Annotated in this window: 14 protein-coding genes; 8 read left to right on the forward strand and 6 right to left on the reverse strand. The window is 65.6% G+C overall.

Features of this window, described 5'->3' with window-relative positions:
- Positions 1 to 102: 102 nt before the first annotated feature.
- Both PSUB009319_RS09645 and PSUB009319_RS09650 read left to right on the forward strand, forming a co-directional pair.
- Positions 103 to 1,485 carry a cytochrome-c peroxidase gene (locus PSUB009319_RS09645; protein WP_124382008.1) on the forward strand — a complete coding sequence of 461 codons (1,383 nt, stop codon included), beginning with the start codon at positions 103 to 105 and terminating at the stop codon, positions 1,483 to 1,485.
- A gap of 121 nt (positions 1,486 to 1,606) precedes the next feature.
- Positions 1,607 to 3,187 (forward strand): TerC family protein, encoded by a 1,581-nt coding sequence (locus PSUB009319_RS09650; RefSeq protein ID WP_124382009.1) that lies wholly within the window; start codon positions 1,607 to 1,609, stop codon positions 3,185 to 3,187.
- Here the strand turns inward: PSUB009319_RS09650 and PSUB009319_RS09655 are convergent.
- Positions 3,184 to 4,089, reverse strand: a complete 906-nt coding sequence (locus PSUB009319_RS09655) for a DMT family transporter (RefSeq protein WP_124382010.1) — start codon at positions 4,087 to 4,089, stop codon at positions 3,184 to 3,186. The genes PSUB009319_RS09650 and PSUB009319_RS09655 overlap by 4 nt on opposite strands.
- Positions 4,090 to 4,173: 84 nt before the next feature.
- Positions 4,174 to 4,956, reverse strand: coding sequence for an AraC family transcriptional regulator (locus PSUB009319_RS09660; protein ID WP_260392929.1), 783 nt, complete (start codon positions 4,954 to 4,956; stop codon positions 4,174 to 4,176).
- Positions 4,957 to 5,192: 236 nt separating this feature from the next.
- On the opposite strand from PSUB009319_RS09660, the gene PSUB009319_RS09665 reads away from it, so the two are divergent.
- The 3 genes from PSUB009319_RS09665 to PSUB009319_RS09675 all read left to right on the forward strand — a co-directional run bounded on the left by PSUB009319_RS09665 (position 5,193) and on the right by PSUB009319_RS09675 (position 8,109).
- Entirely contained in the window at positions 5,193 to 6,761 is a 1,569-nt protein-coding gene (locus PSUB009319_RS09665) for an ATP-binding protein (RefSeq protein ID WP_124382011.1), read from the forward strand.
- Positions 6,745 to 7,404: a response regulator gene (locus PSUB009319_RS09670; RefSeq protein WP_124382012.1), complete on the forward strand. Its 660-nt coding sequence runs from the start codon at positions 6,745 to 6,747 to the stop codon at positions 7,402 to 7,404. Before PSUB009319_RS09665 ends, PSUB009319_RS09670 begins: the two co-directional genes overlap by 17 nt.
- 105 nt (positions 7,405 to 7,509) lie before the next feature.
- On the forward strand, positions 7,510 to 8,109 hold the full coding sequence (locus PSUB009319_RS09675) for a periplasmic heavy metal sensor (RefSeq protein ID WP_124382013.1): 600 nt from the start codon (positions 7,510 to 7,512) through the stop codon (positions 8,107 to 8,109).
- Positions 8,110 to 8,126: 17 nt separating this feature from the next.
- Here the strand turns inward: PSUB009319_RS09675 and PSUB009319_RS09680 are convergent, their stop codons facing one another.
- From PSUB009319_RS09680 to PSUB009319_RS09695, 4 genes are all read right to left on the reverse strand, one after another.
- A complete protein-coding gene (locus tag PSUB009319_RS09680) occupies positions 8,127 to 8,567 on the reverse strand; it encodes a universal stress protein (RefSeq protein ID WP_124382014.1) in 441 nt (146 codons plus the stop codon).
- Between the two features lie 150 nt (positions 8,568 to 8,717).
- On the reverse strand, positions 8,718 to 9,641 hold the full coding sequence (locus PSUB009319_RS09685) for a helix-turn-helix domain-containing protein (protein WP_124382015.1): 924 nt from the start codon (positions 9,639 to 9,641) through the stop codon (positions 8,718 to 8,720).
- 58 nt (positions 9,642 to 9,699) lie between these two features.
- Positions 9,700 to 10,140: a hypothetical protein gene (locus tag PSUB009319_RS09690; protein WP_124382016.1), complete on the reverse strand. Its 441-nt coding sequence runs from the start codon at positions 10,138 to 10,140 to the stop codon at positions 9,700 to 9,702.
- Positions 10,137 to 10,532, reverse strand: coding sequence for a glycoprotein (locus tag PSUB009319_RS09695; RefSeq protein ID WP_124382017.1), 396 nt, complete (start codon positions 10,530 to 10,532; stop codon positions 10,137 to 10,139). The genes PSUB009319_RS09690 and PSUB009319_RS09695 overlap by 4 nt, the downstream gene beginning before the upstream one ends.
- A 686-nt stretch (positions 10,533 to 11,218) precedes the next feature.
- Between PSUB009319_RS09695 and PSUB009319_RS09705 the strand changes: the two genes are divergently transcribed.
- From PSUB009319_RS09705 to PSUB009319_RS09715, 3 genes are all read left to right on the forward strand, one after another.
- On the forward strand, positions 11,219 to 13,969 hold the full coding sequence (locus tag PSUB009319_RS09705; protein WP_124382019.1) for an EAL domain-containing protein: 2,751 nt from the start codon (positions 11,219 to 11,221) through the stop codon (positions 13,967 to 13,969).
- Between the two features lie 112 nt (positions 13,970 to 14,081).
- Positions 14,082 to 14,585: a DUF6622 family protein gene (locus PSUB009319_RS09710; protein WP_124382020.1), complete on the forward strand. Its 504-nt coding sequence runs from the start codon at positions 14,082 to 14,084 to the stop codon at positions 14,583 to 14,585.
- A gap of 76 nt (positions 14,586 to 14,661) precedes the next feature.
- Entirely contained in the window at positions 14,662 to 15,474 is an 813-nt protein-coding gene (locus tag PSUB009319_RS09715; protein WP_124382021.1) for a TOBE domain-containing protein, read from the forward strand.
- Positions 15,475 to 15,481: the final 7 nt, after the last annotated feature.

Consider the following 15,481-nt stretch of genomic DNA (forward strand, 5'->3'; position numbering starts at 1 on the left):
ATGGGACAACATCGGGCACGCGCATGACAGCGGCTTGACGACATGAAAATGTCATGGTCGACGTGCTAGGTTCTGCAACCCTCATGGTTCCGTCCGTCTTCAATGCGTCATCGTCTCCTGCCCGTCGCCGCTGTCCGCGTAGTTGCCGTTTCGGTGCTCGCCCTTGCCGGGCTGGCCGCGTGCGGGCGAGGCGAACCGTTGGAGGCGCAGGCCGCGGCACCAGAGCCCGCAGCAGCGGCTGCGGCCAAGTCGCAGGCAGCCGCTGCGCCGGCCTACGAGAAGGCTTTCTACGCAATGCTGATGACGCGCCGGCCCGCAGTACCGGCCATGGCGGCGCTCGGCAAGGCACTGTTTCTGGATCCCGCGCTGTCAGCCTCCGGCAAGCTGGCTTGCGCGAGCTGCCACAGCCCGACGCACGCGTATGGCCCGTCCAACGACCTGGCTGTGCAGGTCGGTGGCCCCGGGATGGACAAGACTGGCGTACGCGCGGCACCGTCGCTGCGCTATCTCCAGAAGATGCCCCCGTTCACCGAGCACTTCTACGACAACGACGGCAACGACTCCGAAGACCAGGGCCCCACCGGCGGCTACACCTGGGACGGCCGCGTGTCCTCCACCCACGATCAGGCGCGCATTCCGTTGCTGTCTGGGCATGAGATGGCCAACGGCACGCCAGCCAGTGTGGTGGCCAAGCTGCGGACCGTACATGGGGGCCGCCACGCGCAGGCCTTCCGCCAGGTGTTCGGCGCCGACATTCTCGACAACGAAGACACGGCGTTCCGCGCTGCGCTCATGGCGTTGGAAGTCTTCCAGCAAACGCCGTCGGAGTTCTATCCGTACGACAGCAAGTACGACGCGTTTTTGCGCAAGCAGGTCAAGCTGTCGGCGCAGGAGATGCGCGGTCTTCAGGCGTTTGCCGATCCGGCCAAGGGCAACTGCGCTTCGTGCCATGTCAGCGCCATCAAGCAGGACGGCGCCTTCCCGGCCTTTACCGATTTCGGCCACATTGCAGTGGGCATTCCTCGTAATCGCGCGCTGGCCGGCAATGCAGACCCGAAGTTCTTCGATCTGGGCCTGTGCGGCCCCGACCGGACCGACCTGAAGGATCGTGCCGAGTATTGCGGCCGGTTCCGTACGCCATCACTGCGCAATGTGGCGCTGCGCAAGACCTTCTTCCACAACGGCGCCATCCACTCGCTGGAAGACGCGGTGCGCTTCTACGCCCAGCGCGATACGCAACCGCAAAAGTGGTATCCGCGCAAGGCGGACGGCACGGTCGACAAGTTTGACGACCTGCCGCCCCAGTACCGCGCCAACGTCAATATGGAGCCCCCGTTTGGCGGCAAGCCCGGTGACAAGCCCGTGCTGTCCGAGGCTGACGTGCGCGACATCGTTGCCTTCCTCAACACATTGACTGACGGCTACCGCCCTGCGCGGGCAGCATCGTCCGGCGCCAAAAACGGCAATCGGGTTGCGCAGCGCTGAACAGGCAGCCGAACCCGGCGGCCCGTTTGTTGCAACGCCTTACGCGGGATTCGCGTAAGGCCGTGGGTGTGCTGCGGTTATCATCGGCGGATTGCGTTTCTGCTGTCTTCTACTTCCCGCTATGACCTGGCTTGCTGACCCGTCCATCTGGATCGGCCTGTTCACCCTGGTGGTGCTCGAGATTGTTCTCGGCATCGACAACCTCGTTTTCATCGCCATCCTGGTCAACAAGCTGCCGCCGGCGCTGCGCGATCGCGCCCGGATGATCGGGCTGGGCCTGGCCTTGCTGATGCGCATGGTGCTGCTGGCGGCCATGTCGTGGCTGATCGGGCTTACCAAGCCGCTGCTCACACTGGGGCCGGTCGATCTGTCAGGCCGCTCCATCATCCTGCTGCTGGGTGGTTTCTTCCTGCTGTTCAAGGCCACGTCCGAACTGCATGAGCGCCTGGATGGTGAACCGCAGGACGAAAGCCATGGCACCGGCCACGGCAAGTTCTGGAATGTGATCGTGCAGGTGGTCATTCTGGATGCGGTGTTCTCCCTCGACTCTGTGATCACCGCGGTTGGCATGGTCAACGATCTGCCGGTGATGATGACGGCCGTGGTGATTGCCATGGGCGCCATGCTGTTTGCCTCGCGTCCGTTGACGGACTTTGTCAATGCGCATCGCACGGTGGTGGTGCTGTGCCTGAGCTTCCTGTTGATGATCGGCTTCTCGCTCGTTGCAGAGGGGCTGGGCTTTCATATTCCGAAGGGCTATTTGTATGCAGCCATCGGTTTCTCGATTCTGATCGAGTTCTTCAACCAGGTTGCGCAGCGCAATACCGTGCGCTACGAGCGCCGCCGCCCGCTGCGCGAGCGCACCGCCGATGCCGTGCTGAGCCTGCTGGGCGAGCGCCGTGGCGCGCCGGCAGATGCCGAATCGCATGAGGCGGCGTCGCACGAGGCTGGCCAGCCCGTGTCCGAAACCGTGTTCCGCCCCGAAGAGCGCAGCATGGTCAGCGGCGTGCTGGACCTGGCCGAGCGCTCTGTGCGCTCGATCATGACCCCGCGCCACGATATCTCGTGGGTGGATCTGGACGCTGATGTGGCCGTCACGCGCCAACTTCTGCTGGCCGTGCCGCACAACCAGTTTCCGGTGTGCCGAGGCGGGCTGGACGACCTGGTGGGCGTGGCGCGCGCCAAGGACTTGATGGGCGATCTCGACACGCGTGGCGCCATCGATGTGGAGCGCAGCGTGAAGCCCGCGCTCAAGGTGTCTGACAGCATCGGCATCCTGCGCCTGATGGATCAGCTCAAGCGTGCGCGGGGGCGCATGCTGGTGGTGACGGATCCGCTGGACGTGGTGCAGGGCGTGGTGACGCCCATCGACGTGCTCGAAGCCATTGCGGGTGAATTTCCCGATGAAGACGAGCGTCTGGGCGTGGTCGAAGTCAGCGATGGCTGTTGGGAAGTGGCCGGCGAGGCCGACCTGCGCCAGCTCGAAGACGTGCTGCACGTGGACTGGCTGCTGGACGAAGGCGGAGGCGCCACGAGCCTGGGCGGCTATCTCTTCAACCAATGGGATCGCCTCCCTGAAGTGGGCGACACGCTGGTGCGCCACGACCTGCGTTTTTTGATCCTCGAAGCCGCCAGCCGCCGCATCGTGCGGGTGCGCATCGAGCGCATGGAAGAGGTAACGGCGCCCGAGGCGGAAGCCTAAGACGCCGTTGACGCGGGTGTCGGCGTGCGCGCCAAGCCGAGGCTCAACACGGCGGCCAGCACGCACGCAATGCCGCCCACCTGGCGCGTGGTGATGGCCTCGCCGAGCAGCGCTGCCGCAAACACCACCGCTGCCACCGGCGCCAGCGCGGTGAAGAGCGATGCCTCTGCGCCGCTCACGCGCGCGGCCCCGGCATACCAGAGCACAAAACCACCGACTGTCGGCACGATGGCGTAGTACGCCACTGCGGCCAGCGCGTGCGTTGTCTGCGCAGAGGCATGCAACTGCCATGGCGCTTCCCACAGCGCGGGCAGCAGCGCCGTCATCAAGCCGAATGCGCTCATCAATGCCGACAGCGCCAGCGGCGGCACCGGCGTGCGTAGCCGCTTGTTGAGCAGGATGAACAGGCCCTCGCACAGCACCGCACCCATCACCAGCAGATTGCCCAACAACGCATGCGCTGCGTTGCCGCCCGGCTGGAACGCAATCGCCAGCACGCCCGCCGTGGCCAGCGCAATCGCGCCCAGCACCGCGCGCCCAGGCCGCTCACCCAGCAGCACGATGGCAATGAGCGCCGACACCACCGGCAGCGTCCCGATGATCACGCCCGCATTGGCCGCCGAGGTATGCCGCAACCCCGAAATCAGTAGCGTCGTGTAGCCCACGCTGCCGGCCGCCGCTTGCAGGAACAGCAACCCCCATGCGCCGGGTGAGAGCACCGGCCAGCGCGCGCCCGTTATGCGCATCGCGATGAGGAACAGGGGCAGCGCCAGTGCAAAGCGCAGCGCCGTCGCTGTGAATGGCGGCAAGCCTGCCGCGATGATCTTGCTGGCCGCTACTGTGCTGCCCACCAGCACCATCGCCAGGGCAAGGTAGAGACAACCTTCGCGTCGTTTGGACATATCGCATCCTGCATGTGTGGAAACCGCAGGATGGGCGCACACGGTGCGCGCGTCTTGAACGAAATTGCAGCGAGTGCGGTTTAGCTAGCGCGCCGCCGCCACCATGCCCGGCGATACGCCGTACTTGCGTACGAACTGGCGCGTCATGTGGCTCTGGTCGGCAAAGCCGCACGCGGCCGCCACTTCCGCCAACGGCTGGCCCTGCACGATCAGCCTGCGTGCAAGGGCCACGCGCCGTTGCACCTGATAAGCGTGCGGGGTGAGGCCGGTTGCGCGGGCAAAACCGCGCAACACCTGGAAGCGGCTCAAGCCGGTTTCGTGCGCGAGGTCGAGCAGGGAGATGGTGGCAGCCGGGTCGTCGTCGATGCGGGTGCGGGCGTGCCGGATGGCATCGGGGGCCTCGTCTGCGCGGTGGTTGGCGGCGTGCAGCGCGTCTGCCAGCACGCAGAGCAGCAGTTGCTCGCGCAGCAGCGCATCGCTTTGGGCGGCGGGCGCCGTCATCTGCGCAAACAGCAGGCGGACGCTGCGAGCGAGGTTCGCGTGGTGGATGACGGGATGGTCAAATTCGGCGTTGCCGTGGTGGCGCGGGCGCAAGTCCCTCGCCAAGCCGGCGACCACGCCGGGGTCGAGGTAAAGCATGCGCCACGCGCGGCCGGCATCGCCGATTGGTGTGCCATCGTGCACTTCAAGCGGGTTGACCGTGATGACGTCGCCCGCGCTGGCTTGCACCATGCCCCGTCCGCTGAATGACTTCTGCGCGCCGCGATCCACGATGCCAATGCCGAATTGCCCGTGTGTATGGCGGGGGAACGTGCGGCCGGAATCTGCGGCAACGGCCTGCACGCCGCCCATGGCACAGCGATGCATTGAGAACGCGGGCCGGCGGGGCAAGGGCGGCTCCTTGTGAGGGCGGAATGCGAGATGAGCGGGTGTGCGGCGTGGCAGCAGCATACGCCTTCTTCGCATTTCGCTCATTTTTCGCGCGCAAGCGGTTGGTATGCTGGCGTTTTTTCGGCAGCACGCCCGGTAAGATGAGGCCGCGCCTGCCTCGGGCAGTGCGAGCATCGCTCCCGCCGGCGGCGCCAGGCCGTCCTGACTGATCCATGCGCCCGTCTTTCGGTATCACCTCCAAGCTGTTCGTTGCGTTGTTCATGCTGAGCATCGTCGTTGCGCTCGCTATGGGCGCGGCGGTGCGCTGGCGCTTTGACGCCAACTTTCTCGACTACGTGAACGCGCGCGAAGCCGAGCGCATGGCTGCGCTCGCGCAGGGGGTCGAGGCGGCCTACGCGCAGCACGGCAACTGGGATTTCCTGCGCAACGATCGCGGGGCGTGGTTCCGCCTGTTGCGCCGCGAGAGCGCGCATGCCCGCGCCAACGGCATGGGGGGCGACCGCCCCGAGCCGCAAGCGGGCCGCCGCTTTGGCCCGTTCCCGCCCGGCATGGACCATGACATGCCAGCGCCATCCGGTCCGCCATCCGGTCCGCCACCGGGTCCGCCACCCGCTGGCACCCTGCCGCCGCATCCGCCCGGCGAGCCGCCGATGCCGCATTCGCCGATCTGGCTGCTCGATGCCGGGCGCAACGTCATCATCGGAGAGGGCCCGCCGCTCGGGCCCAACGCGCAGTGGCACGAACTGCACCATAACGGCCAGACCGTCGGCTGGCTGGCCATGCCGCCGCGCATGCGCGTGCCCGAAGGCGCAGACCAGGCCTTCCAGGCGCAGCAATTGCGCGCCACGTGGATCATTGCCGGGCTGTCGGTCCTGCTGGCGGCGTTGGTGGCCGTGCTGCTCGCGCGCGGTCTGCTGGCCCCGATGCGCCGGTTGACCGAGGCCGCGCGCCGCATGGCCGACGGCGACTACGCCACCCGCGTCGACGTGCATTCGCGCGACGAACTCGGTGGCCTCGCGGCCGACTTCAACCACCTCGCCACCTCGCTGGAAGCCAACCAGAAGATGCGCCGTCAGCTCACGGCGGACATCTCGCACGAGCTGCGCACGCCCCTGGCCGTGCTGCGTGGCGAGCTGGAGGCGCTGGAAGATGGCGTGCGGCCGCTGAGCGCCACCTCGCTTGCCTCCTTGCAGGCGGAGGTGGCGACGCTCAGCAAGCTCATCGATGATTTATACGAACTCTCGCTGGCTGACGTGGGCGCGCTCGCCTTTCACATGGAGCCGCTGGATCTGGCCGATACCGTATGCAGCGCTGTGCAGGGCTTTACACCGCGCCTGATGGAAAAGCGCATCGCGCTGCAACTGGATGTGCCGGCAGCGCCATCGCACGCAACGCTGATCAGTGGGGATCCGCAGCGCCTGCGCCAGGTCATGCAGAACCTGCTGGAGAACACGCTGCGCTATACCGACGCCGGCGGCACGCTGCGTGTGCACATCCACCAGGACGGTGACTGGCAGCAGATCGACGTGCAGGACAGCGCGCCGGGCGTGCCCGAGGCGATGCTCCCGCGCATCTTCGACCGCCTGTTCCGTGTCGATGCCTCGCGCAGCCGTGCGCAGGGCGGGGCTGGCCTGGGCCTGAGCCTGTGCCAGACCATCGTCGCCGCGCACGGCGGCACCATTGAAGCCAAACCTTCGCCGCTGGGCGGGCTTTGGATTGCTATCCGCCTGCCCATTCTTGATGTGCTTGACCCGCTAGCCGACCATGATTCTGATCATTGAAGACGAACCCAAGCTGGCCGCGTTGATGACTGACTATCTGCGCGCCGCTCACTACGAGACCGAGTGCCTGGCCGATGGCACGCACGCCGCGCAGCGCATTCGAGAGACCATGCCCGAACTCGTGCTGCTCGACCTGATGCTGCCCGGCAAGGACGGCCTGGAAATCTGCCGCGAGGTGCGCGCATTCAGCGAGGTGCCCATCGTCATGGTGACGGCGCGCGTGGAAGAGATCGACCGCCTGCTCGGCCTTGAGCTTGGCGCCGACGACTACGTCTGCAAGCCCTTCAGCCCGCGCGAACTGGTGGCGCGCATCAAGACCATCCTGCGCCGTGTGCAGCGCGCCGGCGGTTTGCCGGAAAGCGCCTTGCAGATTGACGGCGCTGCCTATGCCGCCACGCTGCGCGGCCAGCGCCTCGACCTCACGCCAGTGGAGTTTCGCCTGCTGGCCGCGCTGGCGGGGGCGCCGGGGCGGATTCTGTCGCGCTCGAACCTGCTTGAGCAGATCTACGACGACCACCGCATCGTGACCGATCGCACGATCGATACGCACATCAAGAACCTGCGCCGCAAGATGGAGCAGGTGAGCGCGGGCACCGACATGATCCACTCCGTCTACGGCGTGGGTTATCGACTCGACGCCTGAGGTTCAAGAAAACTCCTCTGTTTGCCCACCGTTGGTGCAGCGTCGATGGCTACAGTGGGCGTATGGCTGGTACGTCCGGTCGACGATCTCATCAGGAGCCTCATCATGATTGCTGTGACTTCTCGCCGCCTGGCTGGCGTTGCTGCCGGGCTTTTGCTTTCGTGCGCCGCACTGGCGCAGACTGCCGCGCCCGGTGCGGTGCCGCTATCACCCATGCCGCCCACGTCACCACACGGTCCGGGCATGATGGGCTGTGGCCCCGGCCCCGGTTTTGGCCCCGCTGGCCCCGGCGGCCCAAATGGACCCGCTGGCCCCGGTGGCCCGCGTGGCATGGGGCCGCATCATGGCGGCGCGTTCTTCCTGCACGGTCTGAAGCTGAGCGAAGCGCAACGCGACAAAGTGTTCGCCATTGAATATGCGCAGATGCCCGAAGCGCGCGAGCAGCACAAGGCCATCGAGCATGCCCGTCGCGATCTGCATCTGATGGTGGTGTCTGGCCAGTATGACGAGGCGCGTGCGCGCGCCTTGACTGAATCACTGGGCCGCGCCGTGGCCCGCGAAGCGCAATTGCGTGCGCAGGCCAGCGCCAGGATCATGCAGGTGCTCACGCCGGAACAGCGCAAGCAGGTCGGCGAGCGAGAAGCCCAGCGCGTGGCCGAACTTGAGCCCGGCGAAAGCGGGCTCGAACCGGTGCCGACGATGTAAGCAGCGGTCTGCCGCACCTAGCGGTAGACCACCACCGGCACGTGCGCGTAGGTCAGCACCTTGCGCGTCTCGTTGCCGATCAGCAGTCGCCCCATCAGGCTGCGGTGCCCGTGCGATGCCATGAAAATGACATCGCATGCGTGCCGCTTCGCCGCATCCAGGATGCCCAGATAGGGCTCGGGAAATTGCGATACATCGCTGTCGAACTGCACGCCTTCTTCCTGGGCACGCTCCGCGATGTGCTCGATACAGTCCTTCGCGTAGCCCTGCACCGTTTCCATGTAGTGCGCATGCGGACACTCGCCCACACCGGCCGAATAGGCCAGGTTGGGGAATTCTTCGATGCAGGTGTAGGCGGTCAGGCGGCAACCGGTGGCACGCGCCAGCTTGAGTGCGCCTTCGATGGACTTGCGGCACTGTTCGGAGCCATCGGTCGGCAAGAGGATATGGGTAAACATGGCAGTCTCCATGGGGAACCCAACTCCACGTTACTGCGCGCGCCAATGCACCTCTATCGTGGAAAACGCTAGTCCGGCGCAGCTTGCCGGCCGATTGGGGGTGATCGCGCGATGTACGGTCGTTCGGTTATTGACGTGGCAGATTGCGGCTTACGCGCGTTGCCAAGCCTGCCGGTAACGAGATGGCGACGCGCCCAGTTGCATGCCGAAGCGCCGGCTGAAATGGCTCGCGCTGGCAAAGCCGCAGCGCTCGGCAATCGTCGCCAGCGGCAGGGTGGTTGTGCGCAGCAGCGTTTGCGCACGCGCCATGCGCTGCTGCATTACCCACTCATGCGGCGCCACGCCGAACGACGCACGAAACATCCGCGCGAAATGGAATTCCGACAGGTTCGCTTCGGCCGCCAACTGTCCGAGCGATAGCGATAGCGGCAGATGCAGCTCGGCATCGATGCGGGCGGCAATGCGTCGGCACACATGCGGCGCGAGCCCGCCGCGCACGGCCAGCGCACGCGTGCGGCCCTGTGTCTGCACGAGATACGACAGCGTGTCGTTTGCCAGCGCGTTGGCGCGCATGCGGTCGTCCGGGTCGCTCCATTCGAGCTGGGCGATGTTCGCGCAGGCCTGTGCGAGATGTACGTCTTCGATGAAGGTGCGGTCGTGCAGCGTGAACAGGCGGGGCTCTGCATCGAGCAGGCGCACGGCGTGCCCGGCCAGCGCGTCGGGCGCGAAATACAGATGAACGAAGCGCATCGGCTGCTCGATGACCCAGCTCGATTGATGCTCGGCCGGCAGCATGCACACGCGCCCTGGCGCGCCGAACAGGTTGGGCAGATCCTGCCGGTGCGTGGTGTAACCGCCCTGCAGATAGACCGACAGCGTGTGGTGCCCAGGCTGGGTATAGCGCGCCTCGTCGTGTTCGTTGCGCCAGATGGCGGCCGTGACGCCGTCGCCCAGATTCGCAACGCGCTCGAGCGACGCGCGCGAGCCGCGTGCGAGCGTGCCGAAGACGCTTGCGTCTGCGGTGACGCGAGGGTCAGCAGCTTGAGACGAGGGAGAAGTGGGGGCGCGGCGCACGCGTCGATGTTACCAACGATGGCAGCGTGATGCGCGCGCAAAGGGTGGGGCAGAAACGCTATCCGCCGCAGAGCTGACGTGCAACTTCATTCGCTAGGCCGACGCTGTCCACGCGTTGCCAGCCGGCATCGTTGGCGTGCTGCTTTTCGCTGACGGTCAGCGCACCCTGATACAGCTTGGCTCGCGAGACCGAGAACTGCCGGGTGCGGCAGTCGACGGTATACAGAAAGTCGGCCATGTCGCCGCGAAATGCGCCGAACATGCGCTGCAATGAACGCATGCCCGCGCGGTTGGACGCTTCCACGCGCACCCAGGCGCTCACCGGGCCGCTGGGCATGCGCTGGATGCTGCCCACATCGAGCGAGGTATAGCTGTCTGGTTGGTCGGGGAGTGTGATCCAGCGTTCCGCGCCCGTGGCCTGAATGGACAACACAGGCAGTATCGCCGCCGCTGCCAGCATGCCGGCCATGACACGGCGGGCGAAGACGAAAAGCGTCATCGGGGCTTGCCACCCGGTACGGGGATGGCAATCGAGTCGGAATGGCTGCACGCCATCATTACGCCCGCTTTGTCGACGTCGATCATCACGGTGCCGGGCTTGTCGGCGGTGCTGGGCGTACCGGCCAGGCTGCCAGACAGACGCCGCATGATTGCCTGACAGGTCGGGGCGTTGGAGGCAACAGTCGTGGCCTTGGTGTTTTTGGGGGACGGAACCGGGGCGGGCGCGGCAACAGGCGCTCGGCCAGGAGCAGGCGCGGCGGCGGGCGGCGTGGAAGCCCTCGCACGCGGTAACGCAACCAGCGCAACCAGCGCGGCCAGCGCGCTCACGGCAATCAGCAACCGGGTGGTGCCCCGCCAGAGCGATCGATCGGGGGAAGACAGAGACGGCATGACAGTCCAGATACGGGCATCCAAATTGCGCCTGCAACGTCACGGGGCAGGCGCGCTCTTTCGAGCAATAACGGCACGCCACGCCCGAACTTGACGCGGCAATCTGCCTCATCAGTCACCCCGCGCGTGATTTTGTCTGCGCTAAATGTTTCATGTGATCGACATAATCGGGCGGCGGAACATTTTAATCAATGTGGCGACCAACCAATATGCCGGGGGGATTTTCTTATGACACCGTCGGCATCGTGAAACAGGCTGCATACAAGGCTCGTACGCGCGGATGGGACAAGTCGCAGTGGGGTTCGTGCAGTGCTAAAACAAATGGGTCGGCGGAAAATAAAAATAGGGGGAAAACCCCTGTCTTTTCCGTTGTTTGTTTCTTCGAGGGGCCACTATGATTTACACCATGGAAGCGATGCAACGTAACACCGCATCCATTCGCTTATGAGTCGGTTCTCCTCTCTGGAACAGATCGACACGGTCCAGAGATTTCAACCCGCGCCTCGTCAACTGAGCGCGGGTTTTTTCTTGCGCCATGCGCCCGTCGCGGATATTGCGCAGCGCCCTTCAGTTTTCTGCTGGCGCGCCGTTGTGGTTAGGATCGTGACGCGTGTAGTCTCGCATCACGCTTTCTCATCGCAGTCGCAGTCGCAGTTGCCGTTATCGCTCACGCTATCGCATTGCTCATGACCCAGTCTCTTCCGGCCCCGGCCGGAGCCTCTCCTGCAGACGTTGCGCCGGGCCCCCAGGCCGCGCCACGTCCGGCGGCGGCCACGGTTTGGGCGACGACAGGAGCGCGCGGTACCGATTTCGACGCGCTGTCGCGGCTCTCGTCCGACGCTGTCCTGCTGACGGTCGACGGGCGCGTGGTGCGAGCCAACCCGGCTGCCGCGCGCTTGTTGGGTGCCCAAAGTCCGGCGCAACTGACTGGGCTGCAACTCGCCGGTCTGATCCATCCCGATGACGTTACTCAGGTAGTCCCGCGCCTGGCCGGCATGGTGAGCAGTGGCGCCTCCGTTCAGCCGGTCGAACATCGGCTGGTGCGTGCTGACTACACCCACGTGCTGGTGGCCAGCGAAGCTGCCGCGTGCGAGCACGAAGGCCAGCCTGCCGTCATGCTTGTGCTGCGCGAGGCCGTATCGCGCCATTCGCTGGAGCGCCACGCCGTACAGGCCCGCGCCGAAGCCTTGCATGCGCGCCGCCTGCTTGCTTCGGAGAACGCCGTGCTTGCGCAACTCGCCTCCAACGCGACGCTGTCGACCGTGCTGCGCCACCTGTGCCTGTACGTCGAGCAGGTCTATCCGAATGCCATGTCGGCGTTGTTGTTGCTGGATACCGACTCCCAGACCCTGCGTGTGGCCGCCGCGCCCACGCTGCCAGCAGCCTATGCCGCCACGCTGGAAAACACACCCGTCGGCCCCGATGCCGGCGCATGCGGTTGCGCCGTCTACCTGGGCGACACCGTCCTCATCGACAACATTGCGACCGACCCGCGCTGGCAGCACGAGCGCACGGCGGCACTGGGTGCGGGCTTTGCTTCCGCATGGGCGTTGCCGATCCGCTCGTCGCGCGGGGACAAGCTTGGTGTGCTGGCGCTGTTTTATCGACAGCCGAGCATGCCCGTGGAAGAAGAGCAGCATTTCCTCGACGACGTTACGCATCTGGCAGGCGTCGCCATCCAGAAGGATTCCATCGAACGTGGTCTGGCCGAAAGCGAAGAGCGCTACCGGCTGGCTATTTCTCATTTGCATGAAGGCGTGCTGATCCAGTCGCTGGATGGCATGGTGCTGGCGGCCAATGCCAGCGCCGAGCGCATCCTGCGCGTACGGCCTGGCCGACTGGTCGGCGGCAACCGGCTGGACCCGCTGCAACGCGTGGTTGACGAAAACGGTGACGAGGTGCCGCTGAGCGCGCTGCCGTCATACACCGCGCAGCGCAGCGGCGAGCCGATTCTCGGCCGCATCTACGGCTTGCTGCTCAAGACCGGCGAACTGGTGTGGGTACGGCTGAACATCATTCCGATCCGTCGGCATACCGATCCGGTGGCGAGCAGCGTGATGCTGTCGTTTGCCGATATCACCGACATCAAACGCGCCGAGCAGCGCCTGCGCCATCTGGCCGCGCACGATGCGCTCACGGGGCTGACCAACCGCAGCTTCTTCATCGAGCATCTGGAAAGCGCCATTGAAAATGCGCGCGACGAGAGCCGCGAACTGGCGCTCTTCTTCCTCGACCTCGACCGCTTCAAGAGCGTGAACGATACCGCCGGCCATGCCTGCGGCGACACACTGCTGCAAAGCGCCGCCGCGCGCCTGACCGATAGCATCGGCCCCGGCGACGTGATCGCCCGCCTGGGCGGCGACGAATTCGTCATCCTGATCGACCAGCGCGTCGAGGGCAAACGCATTGCGCTGTTGGCTGAGCGGTTGCTTCAGGCCATGCGGGAGCCGTTTGATACCGTCAACGGCCGCTATTACCTGGGCGTGTCGATTGGCGTGGCGCTGTATCCGCATGACGGTATTTCGGGTTCCGACCTGCTGCGCTCGGCTGACGCCGCCATGTATCGCGCCAAGCAGAACGGCCGCAACCGCGCGCAGTTCTATACGGCTGAACTGAACGCCCGCCTGCAACGCCGCTACACGCTGGAAAATGCGCTGCGTGATGCGCGTGATAACAACGAGTTGCAACTCGTCTATCAGCCCAAGTACGACCTGGCCAGCCATCGGATCGTCGGTGCCGAGGCGCTGCTGCGCTGGAACAGCGCCAAGCTCGGCGCGATTTCGCCGGTGGAGTTCATCCCTGTGGCGGAAGAGACCGGCTTGATCGTGCCGATTGGCGCTTGGGTGTTGCGCCGCGCGTGTGAACAGGCTGTGACGTGGTACGAAGCGCTCGGCTACGACTTCCGCATGGCGGTCAACCTGTCGGCGCGCCAATTCCAGGCCGGCGATGTGGTGCCGATGATTGAGCAGACGCTGGCCGACACCGGCCTGCCGCCCACCGCGCTGGAGGTTGAAATTACCGAAAGCCTGCTGATGGGCGGGGCGGATGAAATCCGCCCGATGTTCGACGCGCTCACCGCGCGCGGCATTCGCATCTCCATCGACGACTTCGGTACGGGGTATTCATCGCTGTCGTATCTGCAGCGCTTCCCGATCAGCAACGTGAAGATCGACCGTTCGTTCATCACCGGCATACCGGGCGATCCGGATTCCGTGGCGCTGACCGAGGCCATCGTCGCCATGGCGCGTGCCCTGGGCATGACCGTTACCGCCGAAGGTGTGGAAGACGCTGATCAGGTGGAATTCCTGGCCAAGGCGGGTTGCCAGGAAATCCAGGGCTACTACATCGGCAAGCCCGTGACGGCCGAAGGGTTCGACCGCTTGCTGCGGGCGCATCTCTCGGTGGTGGATGCCGGCGTGCGCGCTGCACTCGGCTGACTGCGTGGGCTGACCGGGCGGTTCACGCCGGCGTTTCTGCCATTCGTCGCAATCCGCTCCCGCGTGCGGGGGCCGGCACCTAAGCTGGCGTCATTCCAACAGGGAGACCGCCATGCTCGAATCGATTACCTCCATCGTGTCGCATACGCCCGCCTGGGTATTCGTGGTGTTTGCCGTGCTGATTGCTATCGGCGCGCGCCAGATGCAGCCCCGCATCGTGTCGCGCCGCCGTTTGATCGTGCTGCCGCTGGTGGTGGCCGCGTACTCGCTCTACGGCGTGTTGATGGCAAGCCATGGCAGCCCGCTGGCGTTCACGATGTGGCTGGTTGCCGGTTTGGTGGCGTTCCTGTTGACGTATATGTCTGCGCCCAGCGGCGCCGTGCCGGAGACGGCCAGCACCGTGCGCGTGCCCGGCAGTTGGGTGCCGATGGTGGTGATCGTGGGCCTGTTCACCGCGCGTTATGCCTACAACGTGATGTTGGTGATGCATCCGGAAGTCTCGCACTCCGCCAGCTTCATGACGCTGTTCAGTGCGCTGTTCGGCTTCCTGGGCGGGTTGCTGCTCTCGCGCTCGGTGTTGCTGCATGTGCGTACGCCACGCTTGATGACGGCTTGAGTGCGTATCGGCCACGATTGCATCCCGATCAGCGTTAACATCCGCATGTTGCAATCTCCATCCAAAACGAGACGACATGCTGGAACTCGACGGCACCATCTGGCTGCGCGCCGGTGAAGACAACTGGGGTGGCCGCGGCCGGATCGAACTGCTGGCTGCCATCGGGAAGACCGGCTCCATCACCGCTGGCGCCAAGGCCGTGGGCTTGTCCTACAAAGCCGCGTGGGACGCCATCGACACCATGAATAACTTGGCCGGCGAGCCCCTGGTGGTACGTACCACGGGCGGCAGAGGCGGTGGCGGCAGCGTGCTGACGCCGCGCGCGCAACGGTTGATCGAGAGCTTTCGCGTGCTGGAAGCCGAGCACCGCCGCTTTGTCGAGCGCCTGGATGCCGCTGCACAAGCCGCCAGCGAAGACGTCAACCTGCTGCGCCGCCTGATGCTGCGCACGAGCGCGCGCAATACGCTGTTCGGCACGGTGGAATCCGTAGCATCAGGCGCCGTCACCGATGTGGTGACGTTGCGCTTGCCCGGCGGCCAGGCTGTTGCCGCCACCATCACGCAGGAAAGCACGCACGCCCTGGAGTTGGCGCCCGGCGTGCAGGCTGTGGCGCTCATCAAGGCGCCAGCCGTGATGCTGATGCGCGGGGACGGCGGATGGCGTGTCTCTGCAGAAAATCAGTTGCAGTGCGTGGTGACGGATATCCGCGTTGGCGCGGTGCAGGCAGAAGTCCGGCTGCGCCTGCTCGATACGAATGCCCCGCCGGCTGCGGAAACCGTGCTGGTGGCCATGCTCTCGCGCACGGCTGTGCAGACGCTGGCGCTGGCTGAAGGCGTGGAAGCCGTGGCCGTGTTCGAGGCGTCGAGCGTGATTCTGGGCTTGGCCTAAGCTTCCA

Source organism: Ralstonia sp. SET104 (assembly GCF_003851545.1).
Lineage (GTDB): Bacteria > Pseudomonadota > Gammaproteobacteria > Burkholderiales > Burkholderiaceae > Ralstonia.

Bases quoted from the DNA above. Each gene is read 5' to 3' on its own strand.
- PSUB009319_RS09695 (WP_124382017.1), bottom strand. From the start codon at position 10,532: ATGCCGTCTCTGTCTTCCCCCGATCGATCGCTCTGGCGGGGCACCACC.
- PSUB009319_RS09710 (WP_124382020.1), top strand. From the start codon at position 14,082: ATGCTCGAATCGATTACCTCCATCGTGTCGCATACGCCCGCCTGGGTA.
- PSUB009319_RS09715 (WP_124382021.1), top strand. From the start codon at position 14,662: ATGCTGGAACTCGACGGCACCATCTGGCTGCGCGCCGGTGAAGACAAC.
- PSUB009319_RS09655 (WP_124382010.1), bottom strand. From the start codon at position 4,089: ATGTCCAAACGACGCGAAGGTTGTCTCTACCTTGCCCTGGCGATGGTG.
- PSUB009319_RS09690 (WP_124382016.1), bottom strand. From the start codon at position 10,140: ATGACGCTTTTCGTCTTCGCCCGCCGTGTCATGGCCGGCATGCTGGCA.
- PSUB009319_RS09680 (WP_124382014.1), bottom strand. From the start codon at position 8,567: ATGTTTACCCATATCCTCTTGCCGACCGATGGCTCCGAACAGTGCCGC.
- PSUB009319_RS09660 (WP_260392929.1), bottom strand. From the start codon at position 4,956: ATGCATCGCTGTGCCATGGGCGGCGTGCAGGCCGTTGCCGCAGATTCC.
- PSUB009319_RS09675 (WP_124382013.1), top strand. From the start codon at position 7,510: ATGATTGCTGTGACTTCTCGCCGCCTGGCTGGCGTTGCTGCCGGGCTT.
- PSUB009319_RS09645 (WP_124382008.1), top strand. From the start codon at position 103: ATGCGTCATCGTCTCCTGCCCGTCGCCGCTGTCCGCGTAGTTGCCGTT.
- PSUB009319_RS09665 (WP_124382011.1), top strand. From the start codon at position 5,193: ATGCGCCCGTCTTTCGGTATCACCTCCAAGCTGTTCGTTGCGTTGTTC.
- PSUB009319_RS09670 (WP_124382012.1), top strand. From the start codon at position 6,745: ATGATTCTGATCATTGAAGACGAACCCAAGCTGGCCGCGTTGATGACT.
- PSUB009319_RS09650 (WP_124382009.1), top strand. From the start codon at position 1,607: ATGACCTGGCTTGCTGACCCGTCCATCTGGATCGGCCTGTTCACCCTG.
- PSUB009319_RS09705 (WP_124382019.1), top strand. From the start codon at position 11,219: ATGACCCAGTCTCTTCCGGCCCCGGCCGGAGCCTCTCCTGCAGACGTT.